The organism is Lacinutrix sp. Hel_I_90 (genome assembly GCF_000934685.1).
Classification (GTDB): Bacteria; Bacteroidota; Bacteroidia; order Flavobacteriales; family Flavobacteriaceae; genus Lacinutrix.
Genome location: NZ_JYNQ01000001.1, coordinates 3,759,278 through 3,776,143, shown reverse-complemented (window position 1 = coordinate 3,776,143; position 16,866 = coordinate 3,759,278). Strand labels below are relative to the sequence as shown.

The following is a 16,866-nucleotide window of genomic DNA, read 5'->3' as shown; positions in this document are numbered from 1 at the left end:
TATTTATAATTCCATTTTACAATTAAGGGATGTTGTAAAAGAGTCATAGGTGGATTAATTAATTTTTATTATTCAATTTTTACTATGGACATTTTACCATTATACGGTTTGTCTCCTTTGGCTTTTAATGCATTATTAGCTTCTTGAATACTATTGAATTTTTTATGATAGATATAATATTTATTAGTCTTTACATCAAAAAAGAAATCAATATTAGATTCTCCTGCAGACACTGCTTTTATTAAGAAATCATCTCTGTTTCCTTCATCACCATGAACAGCCAGTACCATATAAAATCCGTTTTCTACGTTTTTAATATTTTTTAGAATTTGAATATTATTACTTAATTCTTCTCCAAAATTAAATATTTCAGCTTTTAACGGTACAGGGCTTACAGACGTGTTTTCCTTAATCATCTGTAAGGTTTCTTTATCATCTTTATACCTATCTTCTTCATCATCATATGCCGCACGTTTTATTCTTCTTTTTCTTTCAATTTCTATAGCTACTTTAATTTCTTCTAATGTTGATAGTAAACTAGCTCTAGTTCTCACTGCTGTTAATTGCTCAGATTTTAATGTTGCAATAGCATTTCTATAATAGAGATTAGTTGGATCATTTTTATCTTTAACCTTTTTCAACCTTTCATTATATAATGCTTCTAGTTCTGCAATACGTTTATCTTGATCGCTTATTAGATTATTAAGTTCAGAGGTTAAAGCTTCTAATTTTCGATTCTCGGCTGATACACTTTTAAAAGGTTGTGGTGCTCTAAAAATGCCTTTCTCGCTTAAATCATTTTCTTCCTTTAAATCACTAAGGTCTTTTTCTTTGCTTACTGCTATTTCACTTAAACCTGTCAATAATTTTTTCTGAATTTCTTCTGAATTTTTGGTAGATTCAGCTAACCTTTTCATCGATTGAGCAATTTCATCTGTTGCATTTACTGCTAGTCTAGATTCTGCTTCAGCCTCTGCTTTGGCTTTAGCTTCAGCTGCCAATCTAGCGCGTTCATCAGCTTCTGCTTTCGCTATGGCTGCTGCTGCTGCTAGTCGGGCTTGTTCTTCTGCTTCAGCTTTCGCTAATTCAGCTAATCTTGCCTGCTCTTCCGCATCTGCATTAGCTTGCGCTAGTGCTGCTAACCTGGCCTGTTCATCTGCTTCAGCCTGAGCTTTAGCTTCCGCTTTTGCTAATGCTGCTAATCTCGCTTGTTCTTGCTCATCTGCTTGCGCTTTTGCTAAGGCCGCTAACCTAGCCTGCTCATCTGCTTCAGCCTTAGCTTTAGCTTCTGCAGCTGCAATTCTTGCGCGTTCATCTGCTTCGGCTTTTGCAATTGCGGCTAATCTTGCGCGCTCTTGGGCTTCTGCATTAGCTTGTGCTTGTTCAGCTAGTCGTGCTTGTTCTTCTGCGTCTGCTTTTGCTTTCGCTTCTGCGGCAGCTAATCGTGCCTGCTCATCTGCTTCGGCTTTTGCAATTGCAGCTAATCTTGCTCGCTCTTGGGCTTCTGCATTAGCTTGTGCTTGTTCAGCTAGTCGTGCTTGTTCTTCTGCGTCTGCTTTTGCTTTTGCTTCCGCGGCAGCTAATCGTGCTTGTTCATCTGCTTCGGCTTTCGCAATTGCAGCTAATCTTGCGCGCTCTTGGGCTTCTGCATTAGCTTCAGCAGCAGCTAGTCGTGCTTGTTCTTCTGCTTCGGCTTTCGCAATTGCAGCTAATCTTGCACGTTCTTGCGCTTCTGCATTAGCTTCAGCTTGCGCTGCTAATCGTGCCTGTTCTTCTGCTTCGGCTTTTGCTTGGGCTTCTGCGGCAGCTAATCGTGCTTGTTCTTCTGCTTCGGCCTTTGCAATTGCAGCTAATCGTGCTCGCTCTTGCGCCTCTGCATTAGCTTCGGCTTGCGCCGCTAATCGTGCTTGTTCATCTGCTTCGGCTTTTGCAATTGCGGCTAATCTTGCACGCTCTTGCGCTTCTGCATTAGCTTCTGCTTGCGCTGCTAATCGTGCTTGTTCATCTGCTTCTGCTTTCGCTTTCGCTTCTGCGGCAGCTAGTCGTGCTTGTTCATCTGCTTCTGCTTTTGCAATTGCGGCTAATCTTGCTCGCTCTTGTGCTTCTGCATTGGCTTCAGCTCGCGCTGCTAATCGTGCTCGCTCATCTGCTTCTGCTTTCGCTTTTGCTTCAGCTGCTGCTAGTCGTGCTTGTTCATCTGCTTCGGCTTTCGCTAGTGCAGCTAATCTTGCTTGCTCTTCTGCTTCTGCTTTCGCTTTTGCTTCAGCTGCTGCTAGTCGTGCTTGTTCATCTGCTTCGGCTTTCGCTAGTGCAGCTAATCTTGCTTGCTCTTCTGCTTCTGCCAAAGCTTTTGCTTCTGCTGCAAGTTTCGCCTGCGCCTCTGCATCGGTTTGCGATAGCCTATCTACTCTCTCTTTCTCCCTTGCTTCAGCGGCTAATCTAATTTCTTCTCTAGCCGCTAATCTTTCTTGTTTTCTGGCTTCTATATCCAATTGTGCCTGAGCTCTTTTATCAGCAATCTCTTGAGCTCTAGCTTCAGCTAATTCCGCTCTTGCCGCTGAGTCTAATATTGGTTTTGTCCTTGCGGCTTTTCTTCTTTTAGCTCTTTGAGATCGTGCGAAAAGTGATACTTCATCATCATCATCTCCACTATAAAAATAATTATTTTTACTATTAAACTTGTAAGCTAGTGTTACTTCATGAGAAGTTCCAAAAGTGGCTAAATCGCCAATGGATTTCTCAAAATTATATTCTATGGCAATATTAGTGCTTATATTTATACCCACTCCTCCTGAAACGCCGTATAAGGTATTATAGCCTGCCTGCGCCCATATCCCTTTAGGAACCGTTAGCATTGCTATTCCTGATAAAACGGTTTTTTCTTTTTTAAATTCTGATTTTATTAAACCTGAAAATTTACTTTCATCAAAAAAGCCACGGGTGTCCATGTAACCTGTGTACATAATATGGGTCTGAATAGCTTGCTCTGGATTATCCTGAATCATTTCTGACGCATTAATATTATAGAGCACAAGATTATTTACAGCTACGCCAAAATCAAAAAAACCAGTACCATAATTTAATCCCGGATTAATTGTGAGTAATGAATTTGAAGGTATGGTCTCTAATGATGGATCTGGATTGTTTGTTACTACTGCACCAGCGTTTATTCCACTCTTATAAAAGCCAACATTTAAACCAAATGTTAAATTACTATCGGTTTGAAGATTAACATTGTAAGCAAAATTTAGAAGCCCTCCAAAAGTATTTAAAACACCATATTTTTGTTGAAATAATCCAATACCAACACCAATATTCTCGCTAAATCTTCCAGAATAGCTTGCTAAATAAGTTTCTGGTGCATTTTCAAATTGAACCCACTCCCTTTTATTAGTGATACTTATATATGTGTTTTGCTCTCTCACCAAACTAAACGTAGGATTGATTACGTATCTATTAAATTTTAAGGCATTTCTTACTGGTAGAGCAAGAGCAACCACTCCATCTTCTTGAGCATGGAGGGTCTGTGTAGTACAGAATAGTAGTAGGAAAGCTAAAATTAATTTCATGCTATTTGACTATAGTAATTGAACCTTTCTTGGGCTCTTTATCTGGGGTTGCAATAATATAATAATAAATTTGATTTACGCTTGTAAGATTTAAGTCATCTTGGGGCCAATCATTTTGATACTCTTTTGTTTGAAAAACTGTTTCTCCTTGATTACTCATTATTGTAATTTCAGAACCTGTTCCATCAACATAATCTTGAGGAATAACCCAAGTATCATTTATACCATCTCCATTTGGACTTATAAGATTGGGTATGTTTTCTACCTCTGGAAATGGATTAAAAGGAACATTTACCGCAAAAAGAAATTCTGTAGTAACGGTACATCCCGTAGTTTGTGTAATTTCTACTTTATAATTACCTATTTCTGTTACTTCATAACTATTTGCTGTAGCTCCAGAAATGATTACATCATTTAAGTACCATTGGAATACAGGATTGGCAGCCGTCGTTGTTACAGTTGCTACTAATGTTTCTCCCGATTCGATATCGATGGTGTTTTCTTCTAAAACATCGATACTACTAGAAAAGCCTTCACTGTCCAAATCTATTGAACCGGAAGCCTGACAAGACCCTAAATCAACCCGTACTGAAAAAACACCCGATTGATCGGTTTGATACATTTGATCTGTTGCCCCTGGAATGGCTATACCATCTAAAAACCATTGATAACTATCTCCTCCTATTGTAGTTAAAGTGGTTAAGCCTTGATCTGGGCAAAAAGGATTGCCTAAACTTGAAGAAATAGTAGCAGTAGCAGTTCCCGATGTCGCTTCACTAATGGTAACACGGTTTGAAAAAGAATTAGAAGTACAAGTACCATAATCAGTCTCTACAAAATAAGTACCTGGTTGGTTTACGGAAAGCGTAGGACCACTACCTCCTACTGGTGACGAAGTCGTAGGACCCGTTTCTATAAACCAGTTAAAGGTAAGCGATGGATAATTTAACGGAGAATCATTTTCTCCAGTTCCTGGATTATCTATTGTTAAAAGATAATCTCCTCCAGTACAATAGGCACCTGTAGACACCAAATTATTGATAGAAAAAGGACTGTCTTGAATTTTATAGTATGCTGCAAAAGGTACTGAACCCGCGCTAGAAGCAACTGGCGCAGTGCTTTTAATTTTAATTCTATAGCCTTCACCAGCTGTATCCGTAGGGAAAGGGAAACTTAAAGTAGCTGGAGATGTTGTTACTGCTCCCGCAGCTGAAGTAAAAATACGTATCTCATTTGAGAAATCTCCATTTGCATCTGATAACCAAACTTCAAATTGATTTGTAGGTCCTAAACCAGCCTCGGGAGAGAAGACAAATGAAGTGTTATAAGTGTTAAAAGATGCGCTAGCACATGCTTGACTGAAACCTAGATTTGGAGTAGCTATAACTATCTGAGCTTGTAGCTGTTCTGTAAAAAATAGAACAAAAAAACACAGTCCTATAAAAAGCTTATTTGAAATAGTAACTTTCTGCATACACTCTTATTTTGTAGATATGATTTCTATGATGCTTCATTTTATATTTTTATTATAAAATCACCTTCTAACTCAAAATAATTAGTGTTTTCTAGGTTTTTAGGCTTATAGAGAGAATACCTAATTATTATTATTAATTAACTAAATAGAGAAATCATATTTGACATCCTAATCTTCACTAGAAGCAACGATTTTATTAATTCGCAGTCTAAAGTCAGGATTTCTAGAGTTATTAGGATCAATGAATGTTTCTGAATCTGTAGTTTTCTGGTATACATTAAAAAAGGCACTGTTACCATACCAGTTTTCTAAGTCTTCGTTATTAGCATTGCCTTCGGTAAAAATATTTCCATTACACTTATTGAAATACATGTTACTGAATTTTATCTTTTCTAAGTTTTCACTATTTATAACTATACTTCTTTCGAATAACACCGCTGGATTATAACCTGAAATCACACTTTGTGAAATGTCTAATGAAGAATTATTACCAATGTATATCGCTTCATCTACTAAGCCTATTTTAATATCTTTTTCTAGATCTTTAGTAATATTTACGAATGTTAAATTTTGTGCTTTTACCACCGTTCCTTTTTTACTAAAATCTACTTCCTCTTTCTTTTCATAAGAAGAAACCCACAGCGATCTTGAGCCATTAACACCAGATACATAAGATGATCGAACAGCTAAAGAATTAACTAAATTACTTTGAGCTCCATAATTAAAGGCATAGTCCGTTCCTTTTGATTTATAGGAAACCATTTTTTTCAAATCTACAACACCACCCAATACATTGAATGAATTACCACCACAATAACTAATCATTACGTTTTCTAGAACTGTAGCTTTACCTACACCAGCCAACGTAAGACCATTAAAATAACCATGATCTTTAGTTCTTCTTCCTGCGTACTCTATTCTTACATATTTTAAAATACCAGAATTACTTTTTACATTATTTCCACCGTAGCTTGTATATAGAAAAGACGAAGGCTTTAAACCATAATCTACAGCCGACGCATTGCCAAATTTATTTATAGGCGCACTTCCAAGAATAAACAAGCCACCCCAGTCTCCTTCTTTTTTAACACTTCTATTAGAAGTGAAAACAATTGGATCTGTTTCTAAACCTTCTGCTATTATTTTGGAACCTTTGCTTATTGTTAAAGATCCATTCGTTTTAAAATCACCAATAATAGTGGTACCTGGCTCTATGGTAAGTGTCGTACTATCTGTAACAAAAACACTTCCTAATAACAAGTAAACATCTCTTTTTTTCAGTTTAGTATCCTGAGTAATGTTACCAGTTAAGATTTGAGTTGGCTCACCGTAATCTTCAACCTTAGGCTGGAATTCTGTCCAAGATTCTAACCAATTTTCTTTTCCTGTTATACCCTTTTCTTGTTGCGCTTGCATAGTGCTGGTTAACAATAATGTTAGGCATATAATTTGGGCTAAATTTTTCATATGTAATTAAATTCATTCTATTATCTATTCAAACATATAATAAAATACTATGAAATGCAAATAAAATCGATGAAATCCATCTTTTTATCGTATCTGTAGTACTTTTCATTCATATTAGAGTCATAATAGAGAGGGTTAATAATGTATTACTTAATTAAACTTTAGGATTAATTTCATTTTTTTAATTTAGTAGCAGCTGCTTAAACTGCAAAAAATCAATTATTTAGATATAGCTCTTAAAATTTATGTATGTGCTAAATTTTGTGTGTTAAAAGGGTATTTAAAAATCTTATGGTCTTGAATGTACTCGAAACCAATTAAAACTAAAAATTAATTAAATTCGCGATAAGTATGCAATGATTTTAAAGTTTCCTCATAAAACAATATGGCAGCTATTAAATTCGATTTATCAGAATAAGGCAATATCTTATTTTGAAATTCGAGTGTATTATTAAAATAATTAGATGTCGCCTCATGTTGATCCTCTAATGCCTTCCTGTGATCTTTAGTATCAGGAATACCTAATGCACTCATAGTAACACCTGGCATAGTTGCAAATGCTATATTAGGAAGTATTTTAACAATCACTTCTATTCTCTCAATATATAACGTTAACAATTGTCCTTTTTGCATTTGGTCTAATTCGTCGCGGTCGTGGTATTTTGAGATACCTACTTTCCCACTAATTATAGAAAGCTCAGCCTGAGCGAAACCAAAACTGGTTACTAGCAAAAAAACAATAATAAAAAGGGTAGGTTTCATTTTCATAATGTATAAGTTTTTAATTAATCCTTTAGAAAGCAAATCTATACAAATTATTAAGACCTACAAATATATTGTTAATTTTTTTTGCATTTCACCGCGTTTTTTAACATTACAACGAGAATTTTTATGCTTTTAGTCGATGTTTTTAAATAATTCAACACATTGCCTTAGAGCATTTTAAGTGAAATTTTAACTTTTTTAAGGTTTAAAATGAAGGGTTTCATATAATCCTATAAACAGGTTGTTTCGTCGATATATAGGCATTCTTTTAAAGCTCTATTTTTAAATTTACGTGAGTTTGTTTAAACATAGCACACCTAAAAGGGCAGAATTAGTAAAAATATAAAATATAAACACCTATAATTAAAGTTGTTGGAATGTGTTCGAATAGAAATATCACTCCATTAAAATGACTTGTTTTTACTTCCCAATACAGAAATTAGCAAAGATATTTCCTAGTAAATCATCACTGGTGATTTCACCTGTAATTTCTCCAAAATGATATAAAGCCTGACGAATATCAATAGCTAATAAATCGCCTGAAATCGCCGTTTGTAAGCCATATTTAACCTTAGCGACTTCTTCAAAAGCTTTTAAAAGCGAATCGTAATGTCGCGTGTTAGTAATTATCGTTTCATTATTTCTAAGTGCTCCGGTGTTAACGAAACCGATTAGTTTTTCTTTTAGCGCTTCTACGCCTAAGCCTGTTTTTGCAGACAACAAGTGGAGATTTTCAAACTCGGATTGCAGTTTATTTAATTCTGAATCGTTTAAGGTATCCACTTTATTCGCTATGACAACCAAAGGTTTTAATGGAAACCTATTCTTTATTTTTTCAATTTCAATTTTAAGTCTATCCGGTTCTGTTTTAAATTCTTCCGCAGAAAATAACAGAACAACGACTTGAGCCTGTTCCATTTTTTCAAACGTTTTTTTAATACCAATACTTTCTACAATATCGTCGGTCTCACGTATTCCTGCCGTATCGATAAAGCGGAAACCAATACCCTCAATCACTAATTCGTCTTCAATCGTATCACGCGTGGTACCTGCAATACTACTCACAATAGCACGCTCTTCATTTAAAAGCGCATTTAATAATGTTGATTTTCCCACATTTGGCTCACCAACAATAGCAACGGGAATTCCATTTTTTATAACATTCCCAACAGCAAAAGAATCAATTAATCGTTTTAATACAAATGAAATACGCGCTATTAATGCTTTAAACTGTGTACGGTCCGCAAATTCAACATCCTCTTCCGCAAAATCGAGTTCGAGTTCTATTAACGATGCAAAGTTCATGAGTTCTTCTCTTAACTTTGCTATTTCTGAAGAAAACCCACCACGCATTTGCTGCATTGCAATTTGATGGGAAGCTTCATTATCACTGGATATTAAATCGGCAACTGCTTCTGCCTGACTTAAATCCAGCTTTCCGTTTAAAAAGGCACGTAAAGTAAATTCACCAGCATTAGCCATTCTGCAGCCATTTCTAAGAAATAACTGAATAATTTCCTGTTGAATATATATAGAACCATGACAAGAAATTTCGATGACGTTTTCTCCTGTATACGAATTTGGGTTTTTAAAAATAGACACTAACACCTCATCAATAATCCTCTTTTCATCAACTATATGACCTAAATGTATGGTATGCGTTTTTTGATTTTTAAGTGATTTATTTGATTTAACAGACTTGAAAAAGCCGTCTGCAATAGTAATCGCTTCTTTTCCAGACAATCTAATAATTGCAACTGCGCCCGCTCCAGAAGCCGTTGCCAGGGCAACTATGGTATCGTTATAAATCATAGTACAAAGGTAATAAAATGCGCTTTGAAATTATTGTTAACATCAACTAATAAAGATGCAAATTTCAGATTATCTTATATATTTGTAACTCTAAAAAAATAAGCCGTGATAAAGAAAATAGTATTATTTAGTTTGATAACTTTAATGTTTGCCTGTAAAAAAGAGCAAAAAACCGATGGTTTTAATATTGATGTCACATTGGATTCTGATATTAATAATAGTACCGCAAGTTTATTTAGAGTAGAAAATAATAAAAAAATTGTTTTAGATTCTACTTTGATAACTAATGGGACTTTTACATTTAAAGGCAAGGTTGAATCAGCAGATAAATATTACATAACTATAGAGCATGTATTAGGCAATTTTCCCCTTATAGTTGCAAACGAGCATTTTTCTATCGAGATACCTTCAGATAGTTTAGCAGCATCTAAAGTTATTGGAAGTAAAGAAAATGAGTATACAAAAATCTACGTTGACGACTCGCAATATTTGCGTGACTTTAATGACGGTTTACGTTTAAAGTTTAAAACATTCCAATCTAACAATAATACAGAAGGAATGACAGCCGTTAAAAAATCTTATGATAGCCTGCTAAATGAAGCATTAAAAAATGATATTAAATTTATTGAAAAACATCCAAATGCTGTGCTTTCAGTTCTAACATTAGAACGCATAACCTTGGCCAAGCAAATTCCTTCAAAGCAATTGAAAACATTATATGATCTATTAGCAGATGATTTAAAAGAGACTAGAGCAGCAAAAACGGCCATGGCTTTTGTTAAAAAAAACGAATTAGCAACTCAGGCGGCAATAAACAGTGAGGTAGGTAAAGTTGCACCAAATTTCTCTGGTAAAACACCACAAGGAGAAACATTATCTTTAAGCGATATAAAAGCTAAGGTTATTGTCATCGATTTTTGGGCCTCTTGGTGTGTACCTTGTCGAAGAGAGAACCCGAATGTTGTGAAAACGTACAATAAATACCATGAGAAAGGACTTGAAATCATTGGTGTATCTTTAGACAGTTCAGGACAGCAAGATAAATGGATAGCTGCTATTGAAAAAGATCAACTCAAGTGGAGACACGTATCTAACTTAAAAGGTTGGAACGACCCTATTGCTATTCAATATGGCGTAAGTTCCATCCCTGCTACCTTTGTTTTAGATAATGAAGGTAAAATAGTCGCAAAGAATTTAAGAGGGCAAGCTTTAGAAGACAAAATAGCAGAATTACTTCAATAATTTAAAAAGTATTTGTTTATGCTTAGGTAGAAAACTTTTTCAGATTATATTTTTCCCAATTTTCTCATAATGAATAATATAATTATTGGAACAGCCAACAATCCTGTTATTAATAAATTTTCGGTTACTAACCAAGATGCCATTGCAATGGTTAAAACATAACCACCTATAGCGCCACCAAAGTGTGCGTCATGCCCAATATTATCGGCTTTCTTTTTCATGGCATAAATGGTATATAGTAAATATCCAATACCTAAAATATACCCTTTAATCCCTAAATCTACGGTTCCAATATGAGACGGTAAAAACATAAAATAATATTTCAATTCAGGTCCTAATAAAATAGCTGAATATAAAACTCCTGTAACAGCACCGCTTGCTCCAACGGCTGTATAATGGTATTCGTTTTTATGAAAATAAAAAGATAATAAACTGCCTGCTATCAAACTCGCAAAATAAACAATTATATAGCCTACCTCTCCTACACCACTAATAACCTGATTAGAAAATAAATAAAGCCCAAACATATTCATAAACAAATGCATTTGGTTAGTATGCAGAAAACCGGAGCTCAACATCCTGTACTTTTCGCCGCGTGCTATAGCACCTACATTAAACTTATATTTTTCAAAAAAAGAAAAGTCATTAAAGCCTTTTAATGACACCAGAACGTTTGCTATTATTAAAATAATTGTTACCGAATTTAAACTACCCATGCATATTACTATTTAGCGGTAAAGGTATTTAAAAAGAAAAACACACCCTTTACTTCTCACAATAATTTATAATAATTTTATGCAGTAAAAATATACTTTATCTTTGTCACTTAAAAAATAGAACACAACAATGCAATTATTAGCTTACATTATAATTTATCCTTTTTTATGGCTTATTTCTATACTGCCCTTTAGACTATTATATGCGTTTTCAGATTTTTTATTCCTACTGATCTACCGTATATTCAAATATAGAAAGCGAGTGGTAAAACAAAATTTAAGACTGGTTTTTCCGGAAAAATCTCCTGAAGAAATAAAAGAAATTACCAGAAAATTTTACCATCATTTATGTGATATGGTTGTAGAATCTGTAAAATCAATGACGATTTCTGAAGCTGAAATGAAAAAACGTTACGTTTTTACCAACTTGGATGTATTACATAATATTGAAGCCAAAAATAGAAGTACTATTTTAATGTGCGCTCATTATGGCAGTTGGGAATGGATTTTTATTCTTCAAACCTATATAAAATCTAGAGGAAACGCCGTTTACAAGCGTTTATCTAACAAATATTTTGATGCCTTAGTAAAACGTATTCGTGCACGGTACAATTCTTATTTAATTACTACAAAAGAAACGATTCCTATACTTACTGAATTACAAGAAAAAGACGTTTTAACTATTAATGGGTTTATTTCTGATCAATCACCAAAACCAGATAAAGCGCATCACTGGAATGAATTTATGGGAATTAAGGTACCAATACATACTGGCGCAGAAATGCTAGCAAAAAAATTAGACATGTCTGTCGTTTATTTCGCTGTTAGGAAAGTTAAACGTGGGTTTTATGAAGTAAGCTTTAAAATGCTTGCCGAGTATCCTAACGCGTTTAAAAACTATGAAATTACAGATCAATTCATCAGATTGGTAGAACAACAAATACATGAAGCTCCTGAATATTATTTATGGACGCACAAACGCTGGAAACATCGCGATAAAGTACCAAAAGAATTTCTATAGACCATTCTAATTAATAAAACCTGTGCGCTATTCCCCTGAAGTCTAAAGTACAAGATGTGACCTTATATAGCTTATGGAATTCGCATTAAAAATCAACGATATGGTCTGCTGTTTTATAAAACTAAAAGTTAAACATTACAACTCAAACCAATCACTCACTCGCGTGTCTTGCTTTGGCAAAAAATGCTTATGAACAAACTCATTATTAGCTTTGTTATAATCATAATCATTTGCCCATTCTTGGTGATTTTCAGACAAAGCAATTAAACTCTCACAGACGTAATCGATTTCATCACAGGTGGTGGTTGGGTGAATAGATAGCCGGATCCAACCAGGTTTGTGGGTTAAATCTCCAGACGTTATTTCACAGGTTAACGCATCAGACTTCTCTCTATCTACATTTAGTAAATAATGCCCGTAAGTACCCGCACAACTACAACCACCACGTGTTTGAATACCGTAGCGATCGTTCAATAATTTCACACCTAAATTAAAGTGTAAGTCTTCGATATAGAAAGATATGACACCCAATCTGTCTTTATGATTTGGTGCTAGGATTTTGATGTTATCTATAGCTCCAAGATTTTCAAATATTAAATGAAGTAATTCATGCTCTCTTTCTAAGATTTTCTTTACTCCCATTTGGTCTTTTAGCTTAATGGCTAATGCCGTTTTTATGGTTTGTAAAAACCCTGGTGTCCCGCCATCTTCACGATCTTCAATACTGTCAATGTACTTGTGTTCTCCCCAAGGGTTGGTCCACGACACAGTGCCTCCTCCCGGACAGTCAGGAATCATATTTTTATATAATTTCTTGTTAAACACCAAAACACCAGAAGTTCCTGGTCCTCCTAAAAATTTATGTGGTGAAAAGAATATCGCATCCAAAGACGCTTCTTCGTTTTCGGGATGCATATTAATATCTACATAAGGCGCAGAACATGCAAAATCTACAAAGCATACGCCTCCATGTTGGTGCATGAGTTTTGCAATCTCATGATATGGTGTTTGAATACCCGTGACATTACTACCTCCAATAACCGAGGCTATTTTTAAGGTACGGTCTTTATAGTGTTCTAAAAGCGTTTCTAAATTTTGTAAACTGAATAAGCCATCTTCACCAGCAGGAATCACCTCTACCTTTGCCATGGTTTCTAACCAAGAGGTATGATTAGAGTGGTGCTCCATATGAGTAACAAAAACTACAGGACGAATCTCGTCTGGAATCTTAGCGTACTTTTTAATATTTTCAGGTATTTTTAAACCTAAAATACGCTGAAACTTGTTTACTACACTGGTCATACCATTACCTGCTACAATTAACACATCATCTGCATTGGCATGTACATGACCTTTTATAATGTGTCTTGCTTTATGATAGGCATTTGTCATGGCTGTACCAGAAACTGTTGTTTCGGTATGGGTATTCGCAACAAATGGTCCAAATTGATTGGTGATTTTATCTTCAATTGGACGGTACAAGCGACCTGAAGCCGTCCAATCTGTATAAATCATTTTTTGTTTCCCGTAGGGAGACTCAAACTCCTGATTAATGCCTATAATATGCTTCCTAAACTTAGAAAAATACTGTTCTAATTCAGAATGTCTTGCTCTTGGTTTTGATGTAATCATAACGCTTTTTGTATTCCGCTAAAATACTAAATATTAGCTATTTCCTTAATTTCAGAAATTATTTTATCTGCTAAATCATCTGCTAATTGCTGAGATTTTGCTTCGGTATAAATCCTGATGATTGGTTCTGTATTACTTTTTCTTAAATGTGCCCAGTTTTCAGAAAAGTCAATTTTCACACCATCAATAGTGGTTAACTTTTCACCTGAATACTGCGCTTCCATGGCTTTTAAAATCGCATCCACATCAATTTCTGGCGTTAATGCAATTTTCTTTTTACTCATAAAATAACTGGTGTAGGTTTTTCGTAATGCACTAACACTCATTTGATTTTCGGCCAATAGGCTCAAAAATAGGGCTACACCTACTAAAGCATCACGTCCATAATGCGACGCTGGATAAATAATACCACCATTACCTTCCCCTCCTATAACGGCATTATTCTTTTTCATTAACGAAACAACATTTACTTCGCCAACAGCACTAGCTTCATAACTTCCACCATGTTTTTCTGTGATATCACGCAGTGCGCGGGTAGAACTCATGTTACTAACTGTATTACCAGGGTTTTTACTCAACACATAATCTGCACAAGCGACTAACGTATATTCTTCTCCAAACATCTCGCCATTTTCATCCATAAAAGCCAATCGGTCGACATCTGGATCTACTACAATTCCAAAATGGGCACCCTGCTTTTTTACTTCAGCAGATAAATCACCTAAATGTTCTTTTAAAGGCTCTGGATTATGTGGAAAATGGCCATTAGGTTCACAATATAATTTCACAGCATGAACACCCAAGCGTTCTAATAACAAAGGAATGGCAATACCTCCCGTAGAATTGACACCATCTACAACCACTTTAAAATTTGCTGCTTCTATAGCGTCTTTGTTTACATATTCTAAATCCAAAACATGATCAATATGCAAATCAATATACGCTTGATTTCTTGTTATTTTCCCTAAATGGTCAACGTCTGCAAACTGCATGGTATTACTATCAGCAATCTCTAAAATTTTAGCACCCTCCGAAGCATCTAAAAATTCACCTTTAGCATTTAATAATTTTAAAGCATTCCATTGTTTTGGATTATGACTGGCTGTTAAAATGATACCGCCATCTGCATGTTCCATGGGCACGGCAATTTCAACGGTTGGTGTCGTTGACAACCCTAAATCAATAACATGAATCCCTAAGCCTACTAAAGTATTCATTACTAAATTCTGAATCATTTCACCCGAAATTCGCGCATCGCGACCAACAACAACACGATAATTTTCTTTATTGCGTTGCGATTTTAACCAGGTACCATAAGCCGATGCAAATTTAACAGCATCAATTGGTGTTAGGTTCTCTCCTACTGCCCCTCCAATCGTACCTCGAATGCCTGAAATTGATTTTATAAGTGTCATTTATCTGTATTTATTTTTAAGTTTTAGAAAATAAGTTTCAAAATATTTATAAGAAACATGTGCTAATAAGATCGTAAAAACCAGAGTCATTACATTAAGTAACACAATGGTTAGAACATCATTAAACACTACGATTTTATTCAATTGCAAAAATAAGAAAACCATAGCATTTAGCACTATTACGTGGTACATATAAATACCATAAGAAATACTTCCCAGATAATTTAATAGTTTATTTCTCACTTTAAAACCCTTGGGGTGACTGCTAATAGCATGAATAAATAAACTGAATAGTATTGCAGTAATTAAATTATAAAGTATTCTGGAATCACATTTAAGCCAATCAGTAAAAAAGTAAAAAATAATTAGCACTACTATGCCCATCGAAATAATTTTTGATTTTTTTAAAAATAACAACTTTTCTTGCGCTTCCAAAACAGCTATGATTCCTCCAAAGAGGATAAAGAAATAAACGAATTGAAAACGTCTTAAGACTTCGAAAAAGTCTAAATGAAATAATAATAAATACAAGACCGTAATTACCGTTAATACAATGACTACTCTACGATTCTTAATAAGCAACATTAATGGTGCAATCGTTAGATAAAATTGTTCTTCAATGCCTATAGACCACAAGATTTCTAAAATCCCTCCAGGTTCAAATAAACCCGAAAACACATTAGGAAATAATAAAAGTAGAACGGTATCTTTAGCTTCGTAATTTATTTCAAAAGGAATCCCTAAAAAGGGAAGCACTACGTTATAAAAAAACAAGCCAAAAGCGACAATTAAAAAATATAAAGGAAGAATTCGAAGGGCTCGTCTGGTATAGAAATTTTTGATTGAAAAAGTATGGTTTGTCTTAGCAACATAAATTTGTCTAATGATTAAGAAACCACTTAAAACAAAGAACATATAGACTGCTTCAATCCCTTTATTAAAGATTGGTAAACCATTAAAATAGGGTAAGCCTTGATTACGTGATAATTGTGGTAAATGAAAAATTAAAACCAAAAATGCTAAAACAAAACGCAAGGGATTTAAATTTGGAAGTCTTTTCAATTAAATAGATTTTAAGCGATAAAAATACATATATTTATTTTATGAACTTTCTCGCACACATTTATCTTTCTGGAGACAACAAAAGCGTTACTATTGGCAATTTCATTGCAGATGGTATTCGTGGGAAGCGTTATCAAAAGTACCCAAAAGACATTCAAACAGGCATATTATTACATCGCCAAATAGACACGTTTACAGACGCTCATAAAACCGTTAGACTAAGCACTAAAAGATTACACAAGAACTACAGTCATTACTCTGGCGTTATTGTCGATATTCTTTACGATCATTTTTTAGCAAAAAACTGGAGTAATTATTCTACTATTCCTTTAGAGAAATATGTTGATGATTTTTATGAATCGCTTCAAGATCATTTTGAAATACTCCCAAAGCGAATTCAGCAAATGATGCCTTATATGATTACTGACAATTGGTTATTAAGCTACGCCTCTATTGAAGGTATTACTAAAGTATTAGAAGGAATGAATCGCAGAACACACAATAGAGCTCAAATGAATTTAGCCATTAATGAACTTCAGGAATTTTATGATGAATTTGAAACGGAGTTCAGCAGTTTTTTTGAAGAGCTCATTCACTTTTCAGCTAAAAAATTAATAGAAATAGAAAATATACAAAAATAACCTGCCCTGGCGCAGCGTTTTCGACGTCGCCCTCTTTTTTAATAAATCTC

The 16,866-nt window shown here is 34.6% G+C and carries 12 protein-coding genes; 3 read left to right on the top strand and 9 right to left on the bottom strand.

The window, feature by feature from the left end; genetic code table 11:
• Nucleotides 1–68: 68 nt before the first annotated feature.
• The 5 genes from GQ46_RS17495 to mnmE form a co-directional block, all read right to left on the bottom strand.
• Nucleotides 69–3,569: a PorP/SprF family type IX secretion system membrane protein gene (locus tag GQ46_RS17495; RefSeq protein ID WP_044404283.1), complete on the bottom strand. Its 3,501-nt coding sequence runs from the start codon at nucleotides 3,567–3,569 to the stop codon at nucleotides 69–71.
• 1 nt (nucleotide 3,570) lies between these two features.
• On the bottom strand, nucleotides 3,571–5,043 hold the full coding sequence (locus tag GQ46_RS16835) for a gliding motility-associated C-terminal domain-containing protein (RefSeq protein ID WP_044404280.1): 1,473 nt from the start codon (nucleotides 5,041–5,043) through the stop codon (nucleotides 3,571–3,573).
• A gap of 168 nt (nucleotides 5,044–5,211) precedes the next feature.
• Entirely contained in the window at nucleotides 5,212–6,510 is a 1,299-nt protein-coding gene (locus GQ46_RS16830) for a hypothetical protein (protein WP_044404277.1), read from the bottom strand.
• A 330-nt stretch (nucleotides 6,511–6,840) separates the two neighbouring features.
• Nucleotides 6,841–7,278 carry a hypothetical protein gene (locus tag GQ46_RS16825; RefSeq protein WP_044404275.1) on the bottom strand — a complete coding sequence of 146 codons (438 nt, stop codon included), beginning with the start codon at nucleotides 7,276–7,278 and terminating at the stop codon, nucleotides 6,841–6,843.
• A 417-nt stretch (nucleotides 7,279–7,695) separates the two neighbouring features.
• Nucleotides 7,696–9,087 (bottom strand): tRNA uridine-5-carboxymethylaminomethyl(34) synthesis GTPase MnmE, encoded by a 1,392-nt coding sequence (mnmE, locus tag GQ46_RS16820; protein ID WP_044404272.1) that lies wholly within the window; start codon nucleotides 9,085–9,087, stop codon nucleotides 7,696–7,698.
• Between the two features lie 105 nt (nucleotides 9,088–9,192).
• On the opposite strand from mnmE, the gene GQ46_RS16815 reads away from it, so the two are divergent.
• On the top strand, nucleotides 9,193–10,329 hold the full coding sequence (locus GQ46_RS16815) for a TlpA disulfide reductase family protein (RefSeq protein WP_044404269.1): 1,137 nt from the start codon (nucleotides 9,193–9,195) through the stop codon (nucleotides 10,327–10,329).
• 44 nt (nucleotides 10,330–10,373) lie between these two features.
• On the opposite strand, the gene GQ46_RS16810 is transcribed toward GQ46_RS16815, so the two are convergent.
• Complete coding sequence (locus tag GQ46_RS16810; protein ID WP_044404266.1) at nucleotides 10,374–11,045, bottom strand: rhomboid family intramembrane serine protease; 672 nt, start codon at nucleotides 11,043–11,045, stop codon at nucleotides 10,374–10,376.
• Nucleotides 11,046–11,175: 130 nt separating this feature from the next.
• On the opposite strand from GQ46_RS16810, the gene GQ46_RS16805 reads away from it, so the two are divergent.
• Nucleotides 11,176–12,066 (top strand): lysophospholipid acyltransferase family protein, encoded by an 891-nt coding sequence (locus GQ46_RS16805; RefSeq protein WP_044404263.1) that lies wholly within the window; start codon nucleotides 11,176–11,178, stop codon nucleotides 12,064–12,066.
• Nucleotides 12,067–12,201: 135 nt separating this feature from the next.
• On the opposite strand, the gene GQ46_RS16800 is transcribed toward GQ46_RS16805, so the two are convergent.
• From GQ46_RS16800 to GQ46_RS16790, 3 genes are read right to left on the bottom strand one after another with little or no spacing between them, the layout of a single operon-like run.
• Nucleotides 12,202–13,698, bottom strand: coding sequence for an aminotransferase class V-fold PLP-dependent enzyme (locus GQ46_RS16800; protein WP_044404261.1), 1,497 nt, complete (start codon nucleotides 13,696–13,698; stop codon nucleotides 12,202–12,204).
• A gap of 26 nt (nucleotides 13,699–13,724) precedes the next feature.
• Nucleotides 13,725–15,113, bottom strand: a complete 1,389-nt coding sequence (glmM, locus tag GQ46_RS16795; RefSeq protein WP_044404259.1) for a phosphoglucosamine mutase — start codon at nucleotides 15,111–15,113, stop codon at nucleotides 13,725–13,727.
• Entirely contained in the window at nucleotides 15,114–16,175 is a 1,062-nt protein-coding gene (locus tag GQ46_RS16790; RefSeq protein ID WP_044404257.1) for an acyltransferase, read from the bottom strand.
• A 41-nt stretch (nucleotides 16,176–16,216) separates the two neighbouring features.
• On the opposite strand from GQ46_RS16790, the gene GQ46_RS16785 reads away from it, so the two are divergent.
• Nucleotides 16,217–16,816, top strand: a complete 600-nt coding sequence (locus GQ46_RS16785) for an ACP phosphodiesterase (RefSeq protein ID WP_044404255.1) — start codon at nucleotides 16,217–16,219, stop codon at nucleotides 16,814–16,816.
• Nucleotides 16,817–16,866: the final 50 nt, after the last annotated feature.